Below are 13,768 nucleotides of genomic sequence, written 5' to 3'. Positions count from 1 at the left end.
AGAGCGGCGCGATCCGCACGCGGTCTCCGCCTGCCGCGGAACCTCAAGCCCCCTCGGCCTGAGGTTCCGCTACCACGCAAGACGAGAACTTCAGATCAGGTTCGCGCGCTTGTAGAACCAGTGCGACGCCTTCGTGAGGAGTCCCGCCGAGTTGAGGAACTCCATGAGGCCTGCGCAGCTGGAGCGGAGCATGGACTTGTGGTGCTCGTTGGCCTTCGCCTCGCGGACGGCGCGCTTGACGTCCAGACCGGCGTTCTCGTACACCTTCTTGTTCCACATGCTGGTGACGATGAAGTAGGACGCGCCGGCGACCACGACGGCCTGGATCTGCCGCCGCAGCCAGCTCGCGCCCTCCAGGCGCGCCTTGGTCTCCTCGCGGGCGAACTTCATGTGCCGCGATTCCTCGACGACGTGGATGTTGTTGACGGTGCGCACGAACGGCACCACCCGCTCGTCGCGCATCCAGTCGCGCTGCATGACGTCGAGGACCTCTTCGGCGACCAGGATCGCGGCGTAGGCGGCTTCGCCGAAGGCGATCGTCTTGAACACCCGGCCCAGCTCGACGACCGTGCGCGTCGGCCGGTAGGCGGGGGCGCGCAGCTTCGCGGCGCCGCGGGCGAACATGATCGAGTGCCGGCACTCGTCGGCGATCTCGGTCAGCGCCCACTGGAAGGCCGGGTCGGTCGGGTCCTTGGCGTAGAAGTCCCGCAGCACCATCTGCTGCAGGATCATCTCGAACCAGATGCCGGTGCTGGCCACCGACGCGGCCTCCTGGCGCGTCAGCTCGCGCTGCTGCTCCGGCGTCATCTCCGCCCAGTACGCGGTCCCGTACAGCGTGCTCCACTCCGGGCTGGTGCCGTGGTAGTCGGTGTCGAGCGGAGTCTCCCAGTCCACTTCCTGGACGGGGTCGTAGGACAGGACCTCCGATGAGCGCAGCAGCCGGTCCGCGACGTCCTGGCGGTCGGTCGGCTGCTCGTCGCTCTTGGCGATGCTGCTGGTCATGGGACGCTCCCTGCGGGGGTGATGACGTCGGCGATCCCCACCCGGTGGGTAGGTGTTACCCGAGGTAACGGATCCCAGCATCGGTGACATCGGCGATCGTGTCAATGGTCATTGGCAATATCGGGTCGCCGCGAACCTGGTTGGATGACCGGTATGGGGCTTTTCAAGAACAGCGCGGCCGAGCTGGCCGAGATGGCGGTCGAAGCGCACACCGGCGGGCGGACCAGGTTCGTCGTCCGCCTGATCGCGTTGAGCAGCGGGAAGGACGAGGCGATCGATCCCTGGGCGGAGCGGATCGAGGCGATCGAGGCCGCGGGGTGGGCGGTCGAGCACTTCTCGGTCACCGCCAACGGCAGGGGCGGTGTGGAGGCGTACGTCCTGTTCGCCCGGATCTGATCTCCCGGCGGTCACCGGTTGGGCGGAAAACCGGCCCGGGCGACCGGGCGCCGTGGCACGATCACCGTCGGAAATCGCGCCGGGAGCGCGCTTTGCGACTGGGGAGGTTGCGTGGCGACCTGGGAAGACCTCGCCGAATTCGTCCGGGCCGAGTACGCGGTGGCCGAGGACGCGGAGACCGAGACCGAGTACCGCATCATCGAGGACAGCGGCGACGAGATCCGCGTCCTCGTCGAGTACGAGGACGACCGCAGCCAGATCGTCATCATCGGCCGCGAGGAGCTCGACGGCCGCGAGGACTGGGTGCAGGTGCTCTCGGTGATCGGCCGAGCGGCCGAGGTGGACCTGCAGAAGCTGCTGGTGGAGCTGGGCCAGGTCTCGGTGGTGTGCGGCGCGGTGATCGTCGGCGAGCACGTCCTGCTCCGCCACGCGGTCCCGCTGCTGAACCTGGACATCAACGAGTTCACCGACCCGCTGAACTTCATCGCCGAAACGGCGGACCACCTGGAGGAGATGTTCTACCGCCACGACGACCACTGACCCTTGATCTCCACCGCGGTCGAGGTTGCAGGCTCGGTCCATGACTGAGCCGATCCTGTTCCGGAACCTGATGCAGATCGCCGACGGGCACCTCGAGGAGTTCAAGGCGGCGGTGCGCGCGGCGGTCGACTTCGCCTGCGAGCACGGCCCGCAGCTCCTGGTGGAGGTGTTCATCGACGAGGACCGGATGGAGTGCACCAGCTTCCAGCTCTACCGCGACTCCGACGCGGTCCTCCGGCACTGGGAGCTGGCGGACCCCCACATCCAGGCCGTGATGGAGCACTGCACCGTCAAGGACTTCGCGGTCTTCGGCGACCCGGACGCCCGGGTCCGAGCCGGCCTGGGCCCCGACGTCCCCTTCACCCCGCACCTCACCGGCTTCCACCGCCTGGCCGGCTAGTCGGCGGGCGAGGAGTATTTGCGGGCGCTTCTTGTGGGCGCGCGTTGGTAGGCTTTGGGGGCGGAGGTGCGGGATGGGTATCGGTGACGACGCCGTTGAGGTCCGGGCTCGGGGCTGGCGGACTCTCGCCGCTCTGCACGGCCGGCTCGAGGCTGAGCTGGAGAAGGCGCTGCAGGCCGAGCACGGGTTGTCGGTCGTCGAGTACACGGTGCTCGACGCGCTGAACCGGCAGGACGGGTGGCACATGCGGATGCAGCAGCTCGCCCGCGCCACCGCGTTGAGCAGCAGTGCGACGACTCGGCTGGTCAGCAGGCTGGAGGACCGGGAGCTGCTGACGCGGATCCTGTGCAAGGACGATCGCCGCGGCATCTACACCGAGCTCACCGACGCCGGCCGTAAGCTGCTGGAGAAGGCGCGCCCGACCCACGACGAGGTCCTGGAGAAGTCGCTCGCCGAAGCGGCGGAGACGCCGGAGCTGGCGCCGCTGGTGTCAGCGCTGCACCAGCTCCCGGGCGCCTGAGCGTGCAGGCGACCTGCGCGACGCTGGCAACGCCGGGCCGGGCGAACGAGGACTACTTCGCCGTCGGCCCGAACTGGGCCTTCGTCCTGGACGGCGCCACCGCACCGTCCGGTGTGGACAGTGGCTGTGCGCACGACGTTCCGTGGCTGGTGCACCGCCTCGGCGCTGAACTGGCCGCACGGCTCGTGGCGTCCGGAAAGCCGTTGGCGGATCTCCTGGCCGAGGCCGTCGAGTCGACCTGCGCGGCGCACGCGGACACCTGCGACCTGTGGAACCCGTCCAGCCCGTCGTCGACGGTGTCGATTCTGCGGGCGGGCGACGAAGTCGAGTACCTGGTGCTCGCGGACAGCCCGATCGTCTTCGACCACGGCGCGATCGTCGACGACCGCCTGGACCACCTCCCCAGCTACACGCAGGAAGCGGTGCGAGACCTCCGAAACCACCCGGACGGCTTCTGGGTGGCGAGCACGAAACCGGAAGCGGCCTACGAAGCCCTCCAAGGCTCCCTGAACGACGTCAGCCGAGCAGCCCTCCTGAGCGACGGAGCCTCCCGCTACGTGGAGATGTTCGCCCTGTCCGACTGGCCGAACCTCCTGGACCTCCTGGAACGAGAAGGCCCGACCGAACTCCTGACCAGAGTCCGAAAAGCGGAATCCACCGCCCCGAAACCCGCCAGGGGCAAACCCCACGACGACGCCACCGCGGTGTTCCTGACTTTCTAGTGCTCTGTTCGAGCGCAAATGCGGTTGGACTGTTCGCAGGGGTCTTCGCACCCGGTAATCAGTTGGGTGGCAGCCAACCGGTGTGTGGAGGGAACGGGATGAATCGGGATCAACGCACCGCCGTCAAGGTCGTGTCGGTGATCGGGGCGCTGATCTGGGTGGTGCTCGGGCTGCGCTACGGGTGGCCCGCGTGGTTGTGGATCGGGTTGGTGGGCTTGACGATCGCCGGTCCGTGGGTCGTCAGCTGGTGGTTGTTGGGGCGGGTGGGGCGCAAGGACGTGCCAGCGGCAGAAGTGCCGGTCGAGCAGCCCGCGCTGCCGCAGCCGAGCGAGCAGCAGGTGTCCGGTACTCCGCTGCGCAGCGCTCATCCGGAGTACCGGTTCTCCTTCTCCGGTGCGGTTTTCTGGTACGTCAAGCCCGATGCTCCGGGGTTGCCGCACGCGAATCCGGCCGGGCTCGCAGTGGATATGGTGCTGGAACAGGCCGGGCAGATCGCTGCTGAGACTTCGCCGGAGGACGGGGATCTGGCGCAGTACCGGCTCAACGCCGTGCTCGGGACACCGCGTTCGGACCCGTCCGGGCACGTCGTGGCCTGGGCGAGCGCGGTTCGGTTGGCGCTGCCGGACGCCGACGAGGAGCGGTTGCGGCAGTTGGCCGCCGCTCGCAAGGACGAGGAGCTCTGGGAGCGCCAGCGCGCTCACGAGCGCAACAAGCGCACGTACTTCGCGGAGGACGTGCTGCAGTCGCCGGGCAGTGCTCTGGTCTGGTGGCTCGCGCGGCACGAGGACGGTGACCTGGACGAAGCCGTCCGCCAGATCAGCAACCTGCGCAAGCTGTCCGCCGCCGCGCACGACAGGCAGATTCCGGACAGCGATGCGCCGAACTGGATCCACCCGGTGCACTCGTTCGTCGTGGACGGGTTCGAAGTCGGGGCGGAGCAGCACGTCTTCGCCGCGATCGAACGCCTGGCCACCGGTGACGAACGAGCCGCGCTGGGCCACCGGCTGGCCGAGGCGCTCGACTCCCACGGCCACCGCGACCTGGCGCAACTCGTTCGCGACCGGTTCGGCGACCGGCAGGAGCTGCCCGGTTCAGGTGCAGCGGTCGGCGAGTGACAGGGCGTCTTCCGGTGCGTGCGCCTTCACGTCGTTGTCGAAGTAGGCGTAGATGTCCCGGCGGCGTTTCGAAGCTCGAGGTGGTGGGGCGATCGTGCGGGGTGTTCTCGGGGCCTTGCCCTCGTGCCAGGCGCGGATCAGTTCTGCCCAGCGGTCCAGGTCTTTCGACGAGTAGCCGCTGGCGTAGAGCTCTTCCGCGCCGTGGAAGCGGAGGTAGACGAAGTCGGTCGTGACGTCTTCGAGGTGCGGCCAGTCGCCTGCCGCGTCTGCCACCACCAGGGCGATGCCGTGGGCGCGGAGGAGCTCCACCGGTTCGCGGGCCGCGAAGCTCGGGTGGCGGACCTCCAAGGCGTGGCGGAGGGGGCGGTCGGCGTCGGTTTCGGTGAGGGCCCGGCCCTCCAGGCGTTCGTCGTGGCGAGCGGCGAGCTCGGCCGCTGCGCCGGTGGTGCGGGGGAGCAGGCTGAAGAACTCCGCGAGGCGGTCGGCGTCGAACGGCAGCGACGGGGGGAGCTGCCAGAGCAGCGGGCCCAGTTTCGGGCCCAGGGCCAGGACCCCGCTGGCGAAGAAGTTCGCGAGCGGGGTTTCCGCTTCCCGGAGCTTCTTCATGTGGGTGATGTAGCGGCTTCCCTTGACCGCGAACAGGAAGTCGTCCGGGGTCTGCTCCGCCCAGCGGGCGTAGTGCTCCGGGCGTTGCAGCGAGTAGAACGATGCGTTGATCTCGGTGGAGTTGAGGCGTCGGGACAGGTATTCGAGTTCGGCGCCCCGGCGCAGGTCGCGCGGGTAGAACGGGCCGTGCCACGGTCCGTAGACCCAGCCGGACGTGCCGATCCGAATCGACGTCGAGCGCATCACTTCCCACGGTACGCGCGGCTCCGGGGCGGGGATGACGCAAATTCCATTGAAATCGGACCTTCGATTGAGCCTTTTTCATCCTGTCTGGTCGCGACTGCGAAGCACGACCGGCGCCGCGCGGTGAGGGTCGCATGCGCCGCAGGCGCATAACCCACCTTCGCAGCTGGCACCGCCGCGGGTTCTCAGCGTTCGCCTGGCGAGGACGGCCCGACTGCCGTGTATTGGCATACATAAAGTCGGGCACCCGGAGTCCAGGCGGGCGCTGAGGTTCCGCTACCCGCACCGTCCCGCAGGACGAGGATGGAAAACCCTCATTTCAATGGAATTTGCGGCGGAACCGGTCAGCGGAGGGTGACGGGGAGGGTGCGGAGGCCCCGGTTGCGGAAGGAGTTCCGCCAGTGGAGCTCTTGTTCCGGGACCGCCAGGGCCAGGTCCGGGAAGCGGCTGAGCAGCGTGTTCAGGCCGATCTCGGTTTCCATCCGGGCGAGTGCGGCGCCGAGGCAGTAGTGCGGTCCGTGGCCGAAGGCCAGGTGCGGGTTGTCCGCGCGGTCGAGGTCCAGGTGCTCGGGATCGGCGTAGCGGTCGGGGTCGTGGTGGGCGGAGACCAGGGACAGCAGGACGGTTTCGCCCGCGGGAATGGTCACGCCGCCGATTTCCACGTCCACCAAGGGGAATCGGCGGATCGCGAGCTGCGGTGGCGGGTCGAAGCGCAGCAGTTCGTCCACTGTGGACGATGTGATGCCTTGGCGCGCCCTGGCGAGCGCAGCTGGGTTGGTGAGCAGTGCGGCCAGGCCGTTGCCCAGGACGTTCACCGTGTTCTCGTAGCCCGCGAAAAGCACGAGAAACGCTGCGGCGGTCAGCTCGTCCTCGGAGAGCCGGTCCTCCTCGTCGCGCAGCGAGACCAGCGTGCTGAGGAAGTCCGCGCCGGGGTTCGCGCGCTTCGCCGCGATCAGGTCGAGCAGGTAGCCGTGGAGCGCGCCGAGCGCGTTGCGGGCCTGGTCGGGGGTTTCCGGGGCGAGCAGGTGGTCGGTCCAGGAGCGGAAGTCCGGCCGGTCGGCCTCGCCGACGCCGAGCAGCTCGCAGATCACCGCGATCGGCAGCGGCCCGCAGTAGGCCGGCATCAGGTCCGCTTCGCGCTCGGTCAGGTCGTCCAGCAGGGCGTCGGCGAGCTGCTGGACGCGGGGGCGCAGCGGTTCGATCCGGCGCGGGGCGAAGGCCTTGCCGATGATCCGCCGCAGCCTGGTGTGCTCCGGGGCGTCCATGTTCAGCAGGTTCGCGTCCAGCGCGGGCGGCAGCGAGAAACCGCGGTAACCGCCGGCGGAGTTCTTCTTGTCCAGCGACAGCCGCGGATCGGCCAGCGCGGCGCGGACGTCGGCATAGCGCGTGACCAGCCAGATCGACGTCCCGTCCGGGGCGGTGGCGCGGTGCACCGGGCCCTGCTCGCGGAGTCGGGCGTAGGTGGCGCGCGGTTCGGTGACGAAGGAGGAGTCGATCTCGATCACGTCCCCGGAACCTACCCGAGTTGTGGGGTCAGCTGCCCGAGACCGTCCCGCAGCGTTCCGCCGCGCTTAACCCGAAGCCGACGACTCCTCCACCTGTCGTCCGCACGCTTTCCGCGCAACTTCGCGATCGGAGGACCTGCATGTTCAACGTTTCCCGGCGACTGCTCGCCGTTGTCGCCTGCGCGGTGCTGCCGCTGGGTCTCGCCGCCTGCGGGCCGAGCGCGGCCAGCGACCAGGGCGGCGCGCGCAACCCGGACGAGCTGGTGTTCGCCTCGATCCCGTCGGAGGACTCCACCAGCCTGGAGCAGGAGTTCAAACCGCTGGTCGACATGCTGGCGAAGGAGACCGGCAAGAAGATCCGGGTGGAGAAGGCCACCGACTACGCGGCGGTCATCGAGGGCCAGCGCACCGGCAAGATCGACATCGCCATGTACGGTCCGCTGTCCTACGTGGTGGCGCGCAACAGCGGGGTGCGGATCTCACCGCTCGGCGCGCAGGTCGAAACCCCGGGCACGGCTCCCGGCTACCGGTCCTACGGGCTGGTGCGGGCGGACTCGCCGATCCAGCGCCTCGAGGACTTCCGCGGCAAGCAGGTGTGCTTCGTCGACCCGAACTCGACCTCCGGCTACCTCTACCCGAAGGCGGCGCTGCAGACCGCCGGGGTCGACTTCGAGCGCGACGTGAAGCCGGTGATGGCGGGTGGGCACGACGCGTCCGCGCTGGGCGTGCAGAGCGGGCAGTGCGAGGCGGGGTTCGCCTACGACGCGATGGTGGACAAGCTGCTGCCGGAGAAGGGCAGCGTCAAGCCGGGTGAGCTGCGGGTGGTGTGGCGCTCGGAGCTGATCCCGGGCTCCCCGGCGGCGATCTCCGACGACCTCGACCCGGCGCTGAAGGCGAAGGTGACCGAGGCGTTCCGCACCAAGGCCAACGCCGACTACCTGAAGGCGAACGGGTTCTGCACCGACAAGTGCGACATCGGAGGCTACTGGGGCTTCGTCCCGGCCGACGACAAGACCTTCGACAGCGTCCGCCAGGTCTGCGAAGTCACCCGCGACAAGCAGTGCACCGAGGGCTGATCGGCCCTGGCTGGGGACCGCAGTTTCAATTGAAACTGCGGTCCCCGCTGTGTTTCTGCTGGTCAGGTCCCGTGAGCACTTTGGGTTGCTATAGCGACTCAAAGTGCTCACGGGTTCTCACCTGCGGAAACGCGGACTTTGTGACAAGTGGGCGGGGTGTTCACCTGCGCGGTCCTCGGCGTTGGGTTGACCGAAGTTGTCCGGACAAGCCGGGCGCGCAGGCTTCCTGCCGTGGTCAGGAGCCGGTACGTGGAAATGGCCGATGTGCTCGCCGCCGAACTCGCCGGGCTGCCGGCGGGCACCCGGATCGCCGGTGAGCACGAGATCGCCGCGCGGTTCGAAGTGGGCCGGGCGGCGGCCCGGGCCGCCGTGCAGGAGCTGGAGAAGCGGCTGCTGGTGCGTCGGGTGCGCGGGTCCGGGACGTTCGTGAACAAGCGCATCGACTACGTGATCTCACAGCGCCGGGCGCCGTCGTGGCACCAGACGGTGCGCGAGGCCGGGGCCGAGCCGCGCTCGGTGGTGCGGGACGTGCGGCGCGCGCCGCTGCCCGCCGAGGAGGCGGAACGGCTGGAGCGGCCGGTCGGCAGCGACGCCAGCCTGCTGATCCGCCAGTACCACGTGGACGACCTGCTGCACGGCTGGTCCAACGAGTGGATCCCGGCCGACGTGCTGGCCGACCTCGACATCGCCGTGCACCGGGTCGAGTCGGTCGACGCGATCCTGCGCCAGATGAGCCGCGTGCAGCCGGTCCGCTCCTGGTGCCGGGTCAGCTACGCGCTGCCCGGACCGGACGTGGTGGCCGGGCTGGAGATCGAGTCCGGCCGGCCGGTGTGGCTGGTGGAGAGCGTCAGCCGGGACGCGGGCAGCGGTCGGCCGGTGCTGTGCAGCCGCTCGTGGTCGCGCCCGGATTCCGCCCGGATCGTCGTCGAGATGGACGGGCCGTACCAACCGGAGGACGAGTGAACAGGGAACAGCGGACCGCGTTGCTCGCGGTCGCCGAACCGGACGAGCTGATCGAGCTGGCCGACGCCTGCCTGGCCGCCGGCCCGGCGCCGACGGTGCTGGTGGCACCGGAGGTCGGTTGCGTGTCGGTGCAGGTGAGGGAGCCCATCGTGCGGGACCGGTTCCTGCTCGGCGACGTGCTCGCCTGCCGCGCCGAGGTGGAGCTGGACGGATCGCGGGGCTGGTCGATGCGGCTCGGCGACGACCGGGCTGCCGCACTGGCCGCAGCGATCTTGGACGCCGCGGTGGAGGCCGGACGGGCCGAGGCCGAGGTCGACGAGCTCTGCGCGCGGGTCGCGGAGAGACAGCGCGCGGCCGAGCACGCCGAGTGGGCCGAGCTGGCCCCGACGATCGTCGAATTCGAGGAACTGTGATGACCGCGTCCTTGGCGCCCCAGCAGGCGCAACAGGTGTTCCGAACGGTGCTGGACGCCCTCTCCCGACCTGGCGAGGTGCTCCGGTTCCCCGCAAATTCAATGGAAATCGGACCTCGAAATTCCATTGAAATTGCGGAACCCCGAGTCCCGGCGGCGTTGTTGCCGGTGTTGGCGCTGGCTGATCTCGAGACTCCGGTGCACGTCGACGGCTGGGCCGATCTCGTGCGCACCCGGACCTCCGCGCCGATCGTCGAGCGCGCCGAGGCACGCCTGGTTGCGCTGCTCGATCCGGTCGACGACCTGGCGGGATTCCGCGTCGGGAGCGCCGGTGCGCCGGAGGAGGCTGCGCTGATCGCCCTGGCAGTGCGGGGGTTCGAGGACGGGCCGCTGCTGCGGCTGTCCGGGCCCGGGGTGCCGGGGCGCCGCGAGCTGCGGGTGTCCGGGTTGCCCGCGGACTTCGCCGCGCAGCGGCGCGCCCTGATCGCCTTCCCCGCCGGGTTCGACCTGCTGCTGGTGGGGCCGGGCGGCGAGGTCGTCGGGCTGCCGCGTTCCACCCGAGTCGAGGAAGGTGCTTGATGGGATATTCCGGAGTGCGCGGTGGGATGGAAGCCATCCTCGCCGCCGAAAGACTGGTGCGCCGCTCGCGCGACCACGCGCCGGCGGAGTGGGCCAGCACCGAGCAGATCGTCCTGCGCTTCCGGCTGGCCGTCGACCGGATCATGGGCGAGGCCGGGCTCTACCACGCGCCGACCGCCGCGCACGCGTTCCGCCAGGCGGAGGGCGATGTGCTGGAAGCGGCGCACCTGGTCCGGGCGCACCGCTCGACGTTGCCGCGGCTGGCGGTCACCGAGCCCGTCGACACCGACGAGATGGTGGTGCTGCGCCGGATCGTCCCGGCCAACCGCACCCCGGACGGCCCGCAGCTGCTCGGCCGCACCACCGACTACACGGGTCGTCTGCTGGAACGACCGGAGAACCGCCCGGAACCCGAACAATCCACTGTGGACGAATGCGCCGACCGGACGTCCGAGCAACGGCACCCGCGCCGCTTCTACCAGTTGCTGCGCGACCTGGACCTGGTCGTCGAGCACGGCGAACCAGCCGAGGACCCGGAACCGTTCGACATCACCCGCCGCGCCGCCCGCCCGCCGGCCCCGCGGTCGGCCGTGCTGTCCAGCATGGCCCGCGCCGAAACCGGCGCGCTGGTCGGGCTGTGGTACCGCTCGATCCTCGGCCCGGACGGCGACGTCCACGAGATCACCCTCGGCGACACCCGGCACGGCCGCGTCCCGCTGCGGATCGCCCACCCGCACACCGGGAACCCGGTGGAGATCGGGGAGATCCGGGTGACCGAGGTGGAAGGCATCGAGGACCTCGACGGCGCGGAGGAGGACCGCACCCGCTTCGACGTCGGGTACGGGCTCTGCTTCGGGCACAACGAGCGCAAGGCGATCGCGATGGCGAACCTGGACATCGCCTGGCGCCGCGCCGACGAGGGCAGCCCGCTGGAGCAGCTGCTGCTGCTCACCACCGACGGGCTGGACTCCGGCGGCTTCCTGGAGCACCTCAAGCTGCCGCACTACGTGACGTTCCGGTCCATGGTGGACCGCAAGCTCGCCCGGCGCGAAGCGCGCGGCTCGACCGAGCCGCGCGTGCCGGAGCCGTTCGGGGAGGAGTGCCGATGAGCACCGCGGTGCGGGATCTGCTGGCGGACGACGAGAACGCCGCCGGGATCCTCGACGAAGGCGCCAAGCGCGAGATCCGCCGGGCCGCGCTGGTGGCGGTGTGCGTGCCCGGCTACCAGGTGCCGTTCGGCTCCCGGGAGATGCCGGTGGCCCGCGGCTGGGGTTCCGGCGGGCTGCAGGTGACGCTGGCCGTCATCGGCGAGCCGGACGTGGTGAAGGTGATCGACCAGGGCGACGACGGCGGGGTCAACGCTGTCAACCTGCGCCGGATGATCTCCTCGACCACCGGCTGCTCGGCCAGCACGGACACCCGCGAGGCGACGGTCATCCAGACCCGGCACCGGGTTCCGGAGGAGAGGCTGACCCGGCAGCACGTGCTGGTCTACCAGGTGCCGGTGCCGGAACCGCTGCGCGGCGTGCAGAAGTCCGTCGTGGAGTGCGCCCGGATGCACGCCGAGAACGACTACTCGGCGATGTGGGTGAGCTTGTACGAGGACATGGTCCGCAACGGCGTGATCACCAAGTCCACCGGCTACCCGGTCCTGGTGGACGGCAGGTACGTGCTGGCCACCAGCCCGGTCCCGCGCTGGGACGTGCCCAAGCTGCACCAGTGCGAGCACCTCAACCTCTACGGCGCGGGCCGGGAGAAGCGGATCTACGCGATCCCGCCGCACACCGACGTCGTGCCGCTGACCTTCGACGACATCCCGTTCGAGGTCGAGCAGGTGCCGGGTGCGAGCTGCAAGTACTGCGGCTCCACCACGAGCTTCCTGGTCGACGGCGGCGAGGGCGAGTACGTGTGCAGCGACTCGGACTGGTGCTCCCGCGTCGAGGCCGGCGACGCCGATGTGGCGGGGCACCGGCTGCCCGCCGAGCTGCTGCCGGAGGTGGACCGGCGCCCGGTGGAGGTCGTCGAGCTGTCCCGCCCGGTCGACGGTCCAGAGTGGACGCTGAAGGTCGAGGGCATCGGTCGCGTCTACGGCCCGGGCGGCGCGAATGCCGTGGCCGGGACCGGGCCGGAGCACGGCACCGCGATCAGCCCGAGCACCGGCGCGGTGGTCGCGGCCTGGGACGTCTCCTTCGACGTCGCGCCGGGCGAGGCGCTCGGCATCATCGGCGAGTCGGGGTCGGGCAAGTCGACCGCGCTGCGCTGCGTCATCGGCGACGAGCCCGCGACCAGCGGCAGCGTCCACCTGGCCGGGGTCGACGGCGGGGCGACGGATCTCCTGCGGATGGACTCCGCGCAGCGGCGGAAGCTGCGGGTGGACACCATGGCCGTGGTCTACCAGGACCCGGCCGCCGGCCTGGACCTGCGCGTCACCGCGGGCGGCAACGTCGCCGAGCGGCTGACCGCCGCGGGCTGGCGCGGCTACCGCGCTATCCGCAAGCGGGCCGCTGAGCTGCTCGACCGGGTGGAAGTGCCGCTGTCCCGGATGGACGACCCCGTCGCCACCTTCTCCGGCGGCATGCGCCAGCGCGTGCAGATCGCCAAGGCCTTGGCCACCGAACCGCCGGTGCTGCTGCTCGACGAACCGACCACCGGCCTGGACGCCTCGGTGGCCGCCGGGGTCCTGGACCTGCTGCGCGGGCTGCTCGACGAGCGCGACATCGCGGCGGTGGTGGTCAGCCACGACTTCGCGGTGATCGAGGCGCTGACCGATCGGAGCCTGGTGATGCAGCTCGGCAGGGTCGTCGAGCGGGGCCTCACCGACCAGCTGTTCGCCGACCCGCACCACCCCTACACCCAGCGGCTCGTCGCGGCCGCCCGGAGGTGAGTCCACAGTGGATCCAGTGCTGACCGTCCGAGATCTGCGCAAGACCTTCACCCTGCACACCATCGACGGCCGCACGGTGGTCTCGCTGCGCGGCGTCGACCTCGACGTGCGCGCGGGAGAGCACGTGGCGATCGCCGGACCGAGCGGAGCGGGCAAGTCCAGCCTGCTGCGCTGCACCCAGCGCAGCTACCTGCCGGACGCCGGTTCGGTGGTGCTGCACACCGACGACGGGCCGGTCGACCTCGTCGGCCTGCCGGACCGCACCCTGGCCCGCCTGCGGGGCCGGCAGCTCGGCTACGTCTCGCAGTTCCTCTCCGCGCCGCCGCGCACCGGGCCGCTGGAGGTGGTCGCGACGGCGGCCCGCCGCCGCGGGCTGGACCGGGCCGAGGCGCGGGACGCGGCTGCCGAGTCGCTGCGCCGCCTGGCTCTGGACGAGGCGCTGTGGGACGTGGACTGCGGTGTCCTGTCGGGCGGGGAGCGGCAGCGGGTCAACCTCGCCGCCGGGACTGTCCGGCCGCCCCGGTTGCTGCTGCTGGACGAGCCGGTTTCGGCGCTGGACCCGGAGAACCGCGAACGAGCGCTCGAGCTGATCGCGTCGCTGACCGATCAAGGGGTGGCCGTGCTGGCCGTGTTCCACGACCTCGACGCGATCCGCCGCCTGGCGACCCGCGTGGTGGAGATGGCCGACGGCCGGATCGTCCGCTCCGGAACGGCAGAGGAGGTGCTCGCGGCGTGAGTGCACGGGGTCGTGAGTGCATAGCAGTGCTCCAGCACGGCTTTGCGCTCACGAGGGCGAGTGCAGGTG

16 protein-coding genes are annotated in these 13,768 nt (G+C 70.4%); 13 read left to right on the top strand and 3 right to left on the bottom strand.

Translation table 11 applies throughout. From position 1 onward, the window contains the following. Nucleotides 1-90 precede the first annotated feature (90 nt). Nucleotides 91-1,002: an AurF N-oxygenase family protein gene (locus OU415_RS15990; protein WP_270949566.1), complete on the bottom strand. Its 912-nt coding sequence runs from the start codon at nucleotides 1,000-1,002 to the stop codon at nucleotides 91-93. A 153-nt stretch (nucleotides 1,003-1,155) separates the two neighbouring features. On the opposite strand from OU415_RS15990, the gene OU415_RS15985 reads away from it, so the two are divergent. The 6 genes from OU415_RS15985 (at nucleotide 1,156) to OU415_RS15960 (ending at nucleotide 4,695) form a co-directional block, all read left to right on the top strand. Beyond that, entirely contained in the window at nucleotides 1,156-1,398 is a 243-nt protein-coding gene (locus OU415_RS15985) for a hypothetical protein (RefSeq protein ID WP_270949565.1), read from the top strand. Between the two features lie 111 nt (nucleotides 1,399-1,509). After that, nucleotides 1,510-1,938 (top strand): hypothetical protein, encoded by a 429-nt coding sequence (locus OU415_RS15980; protein ID WP_408641856.1) that lies wholly within the window; start codon nucleotides 1,510-1,512, stop codon nucleotides 1,936-1,938. 40 nt (nucleotides 1,939-1,978) lie between these two features. Next, entirely contained in the window at nucleotides 1,979-2,338 is a 360-nt protein-coding gene (locus OU415_RS15975) for a hypothetical protein (protein WP_270949564.1), read from the top strand. Between the two features lie 73 nt (nucleotides 2,339-2,411). Next, the gene (locus OU415_RS15970) at nucleotides 2,412-2,858 is read left to right on the top strand and encodes a MarR family winged helix-turn-helix transcriptional regulator (protein WP_270949563.1); all 447 of its coding nucleotides are present in this window, start codon (nucleotides 2,412-2,414) and stop codon (nucleotides 2,856-2,858) included. A gap of 2 nt (nucleotides 2,859-2,860) precedes the next feature. Next, nucleotides 2,861-3,580, top strand: a complete 720-nt coding sequence (locus OU415_RS15965; RefSeq protein ID WP_270949562.1) for a protein phosphatase 2C domain-containing protein — start codon at nucleotides 2,861-2,863, stop codon at nucleotides 3,578-3,580. Nucleotides 3,581-3,678: 98 nt separating this feature from the next. After that, nucleotides 3,679-4,695, top strand: coding sequence for a hypothetical protein (locus OU415_RS15960; protein WP_270949561.1), 1,017 nt, complete (start codon nucleotides 3,679-3,681; stop codon nucleotides 4,693-4,695). On the opposite strand, the gene OU415_RS15955 is transcribed toward OU415_RS15960, so the two are convergent. Then, on the bottom strand, nucleotides 4,672-5,544 hold the full coding sequence (locus OU415_RS15955; RefSeq protein ID WP_270949560.1) for a DUF72 domain-containing protein: 873 nt from the start codon (nucleotides 5,542-5,544) through the stop codon (nucleotides 4,672-4,674). The two genes, OU415_RS15960 and OU415_RS15955, sit on opposite strands and share 24 nt — an antisense overlap. A gap of 344 nt (nucleotides 5,545-5,888) precedes the next feature. Next, on the bottom strand, nucleotides 5,889-7,049 hold the full coding sequence (locus tag OU415_RS15950) for a cytochrome P450 family protein (RefSeq protein ID WP_270949559.1): 1,161 nt from the start codon (nucleotides 7,047-7,049) through the stop codon (nucleotides 5,889-5,891). 140 nt (nucleotides 7,050-7,189) lie between these two features. On the opposite strand from OU415_RS15950, the gene OU415_RS15945 reads away from it, so the two are divergent. The 7 genes from OU415_RS15945 (at nucleotide 7,190) to OU415_RS15915 (ending at nucleotide 13,699) form a co-directional block, all read left to right on the top strand. Continuing rightward, entirely contained in the window at nucleotides 7,190-8,125 is a 936-nt protein-coding gene (locus OU415_RS15945; protein WP_270949558.1) for a phosphate/phosphite/phosphonate ABC transporter substrate-binding protein, read from the top strand. A 231-nt stretch (nucleotides 8,126-8,356) separates the two neighbouring features. Next, nucleotides 8,357-9,088, top strand: a complete 732-nt coding sequence (locus OU415_RS15940) for a GntR family transcriptional regulator (RefSeq protein ID WP_270949557.1) — start codon at nucleotides 8,357-8,359, stop codon at nucleotides 9,086-9,088. Next, nucleotides 9,085-9,501: a phosphonate C-P lyase system protein PhnG gene (locus OU415_RS15935; protein WP_270949556.1), complete on the top strand. Its 417-nt coding sequence runs from the start codon at nucleotides 9,085-9,087 to the stop codon at nucleotides 9,499-9,501. The genes OU415_RS15940 and OU415_RS15935 overlap by 4 nt, the downstream gene beginning before the upstream one ends. After that, nucleotides 9,501-10,079, top strand: a complete 579-nt coding sequence (phnH, locus tag OU415_RS15930) for a phosphonate C-P lyase system protein PhnH (RefSeq protein ID WP_270949555.1) — start codon at nucleotides 9,501-9,503, stop codon at nucleotides 10,077-10,079. Before OU415_RS15935 ends, phnH begins: the two co-directional genes overlap by 1 nt. Further along, the gene (locus tag OU415_RS15925; protein ID WP_270949554.1) at nucleotides 10,079-11,188 is read left to right on the top strand and encodes a carbon-phosphorus lyase complex subunit PhnI; all 1,110 of its coding nucleotides are present in this window, start codon (nucleotides 10,079-10,081) and stop codon (nucleotides 11,186-11,188) included. The genes phnH and OU415_RS15925 overlap by 1 nt, the downstream gene beginning before the upstream one ends. Further along, complete coding sequence (locus OU415_RS15920; RefSeq protein ID WP_270949553.1) at nucleotides 11,185-12,963, top strand: alpha-D-ribose 1-methylphosphonate 5-phosphate C-P-lyase PhnJ; 1,779 nt, start codon at nucleotides 11,185-11,187, stop codon at nucleotides 12,961-12,963. The genes OU415_RS15925 and OU415_RS15920 overlap by 4 nt, the downstream gene beginning before the upstream one ends. Before the next feature lie 7 nt (nucleotides 12,964-12,970). Then, on the top strand, nucleotides 12,971-13,699 hold the full coding sequence (locus OU415_RS15915) for an ATP-binding cassette domain-containing protein (protein ID WP_270949552.1): 729 nt from the start codon (nucleotides 12,971-12,973) through the stop codon (nucleotides 13,697-13,699). The last annotated feature ends 69 nt before the right edge of the window (nucleotides 13,700-13,768 follow it).

This window comes from Saccharopolyspora oryzae, from assembly GCF_027853915.1.
GTDB classification, from domain to species: domain Bacteria; phylum Actinomycetota; class Actinomycetes; order Mycobacteriales; family Pseudonocardiaceae; genus Saccharopolyspora; species Saccharopolyspora oryzae.
This window is presented reverse-complemented; position numbering and strand designations above follow the sequence as displayed.

Coding starts and splice junctions, on each gene's coding strand:
- OU415_RS15925 (WP_270949554.1), top strand. CDS start 10,079: ATGGGATATTCCGGAGTGCGCGGTGGGATGGAAGCCATCCTCGCCGCC.
- OU415_RS15990 (WP_270949566.1), bottom strand. CDS start 1,002: ATGACCAGCAGCATCGCCAAGAGCGACGAGCAGCCGACCGACCGCCAG.
- OU415_RS15970 (WP_270949563.1), top strand. CDS start 2,412: ATGGGTATCGGTGACGACGCCGTTGAGGTCCGGGCTCGGGGCTGGCGG.
- OU415_RS15920 (WP_270949553.1), top strand. CDS start 11,185: ATGAGCACCGCGGTGCGGGATCTGCTGGCGGACGACGAGAACGCCGCC.
- OU415_RS15960 (WP_270949561.1), top strand. CDS start 3,679: ATGAATCGGGATCAACGCACCGCCGTCAAGGTCGTGTCGGTGATCGGG.
- OU415_RS15975 (WP_270949564.1), top strand. CDS start 1,979: ATGACTGAGCCGATCCTGTTCCGGAACCTGATGCAGATCGCCGACGGG.
- OU415_RS15945 (WP_270949558.1), top strand. CDS start 7,190: ATGTTCAACGTTTCCCGGCGACTGCTCGCCGTTGTCGCCTGCGCGGTG.
- OU415_RS15955 (WP_270949560.1), bottom strand. CDS start 5,544: ATGCGCTCGACGTCGATTCGGATCGGCACGTCCGGCTGGGTCTACGGA.
- OU415_RS15985 (WP_270949565.1), top strand. CDS start 1,156: ATGGGGCTTTTCAAGAACAGCGCGGCCGAGCTGGCCGAGATGGCGGTC.
- phnH (WP_270949555.1), top strand. CDS start 9,501: ATGACCGCGTCCTTGGCGCCCCAGCAGGCGCAACAGGTGTTCCGAACG.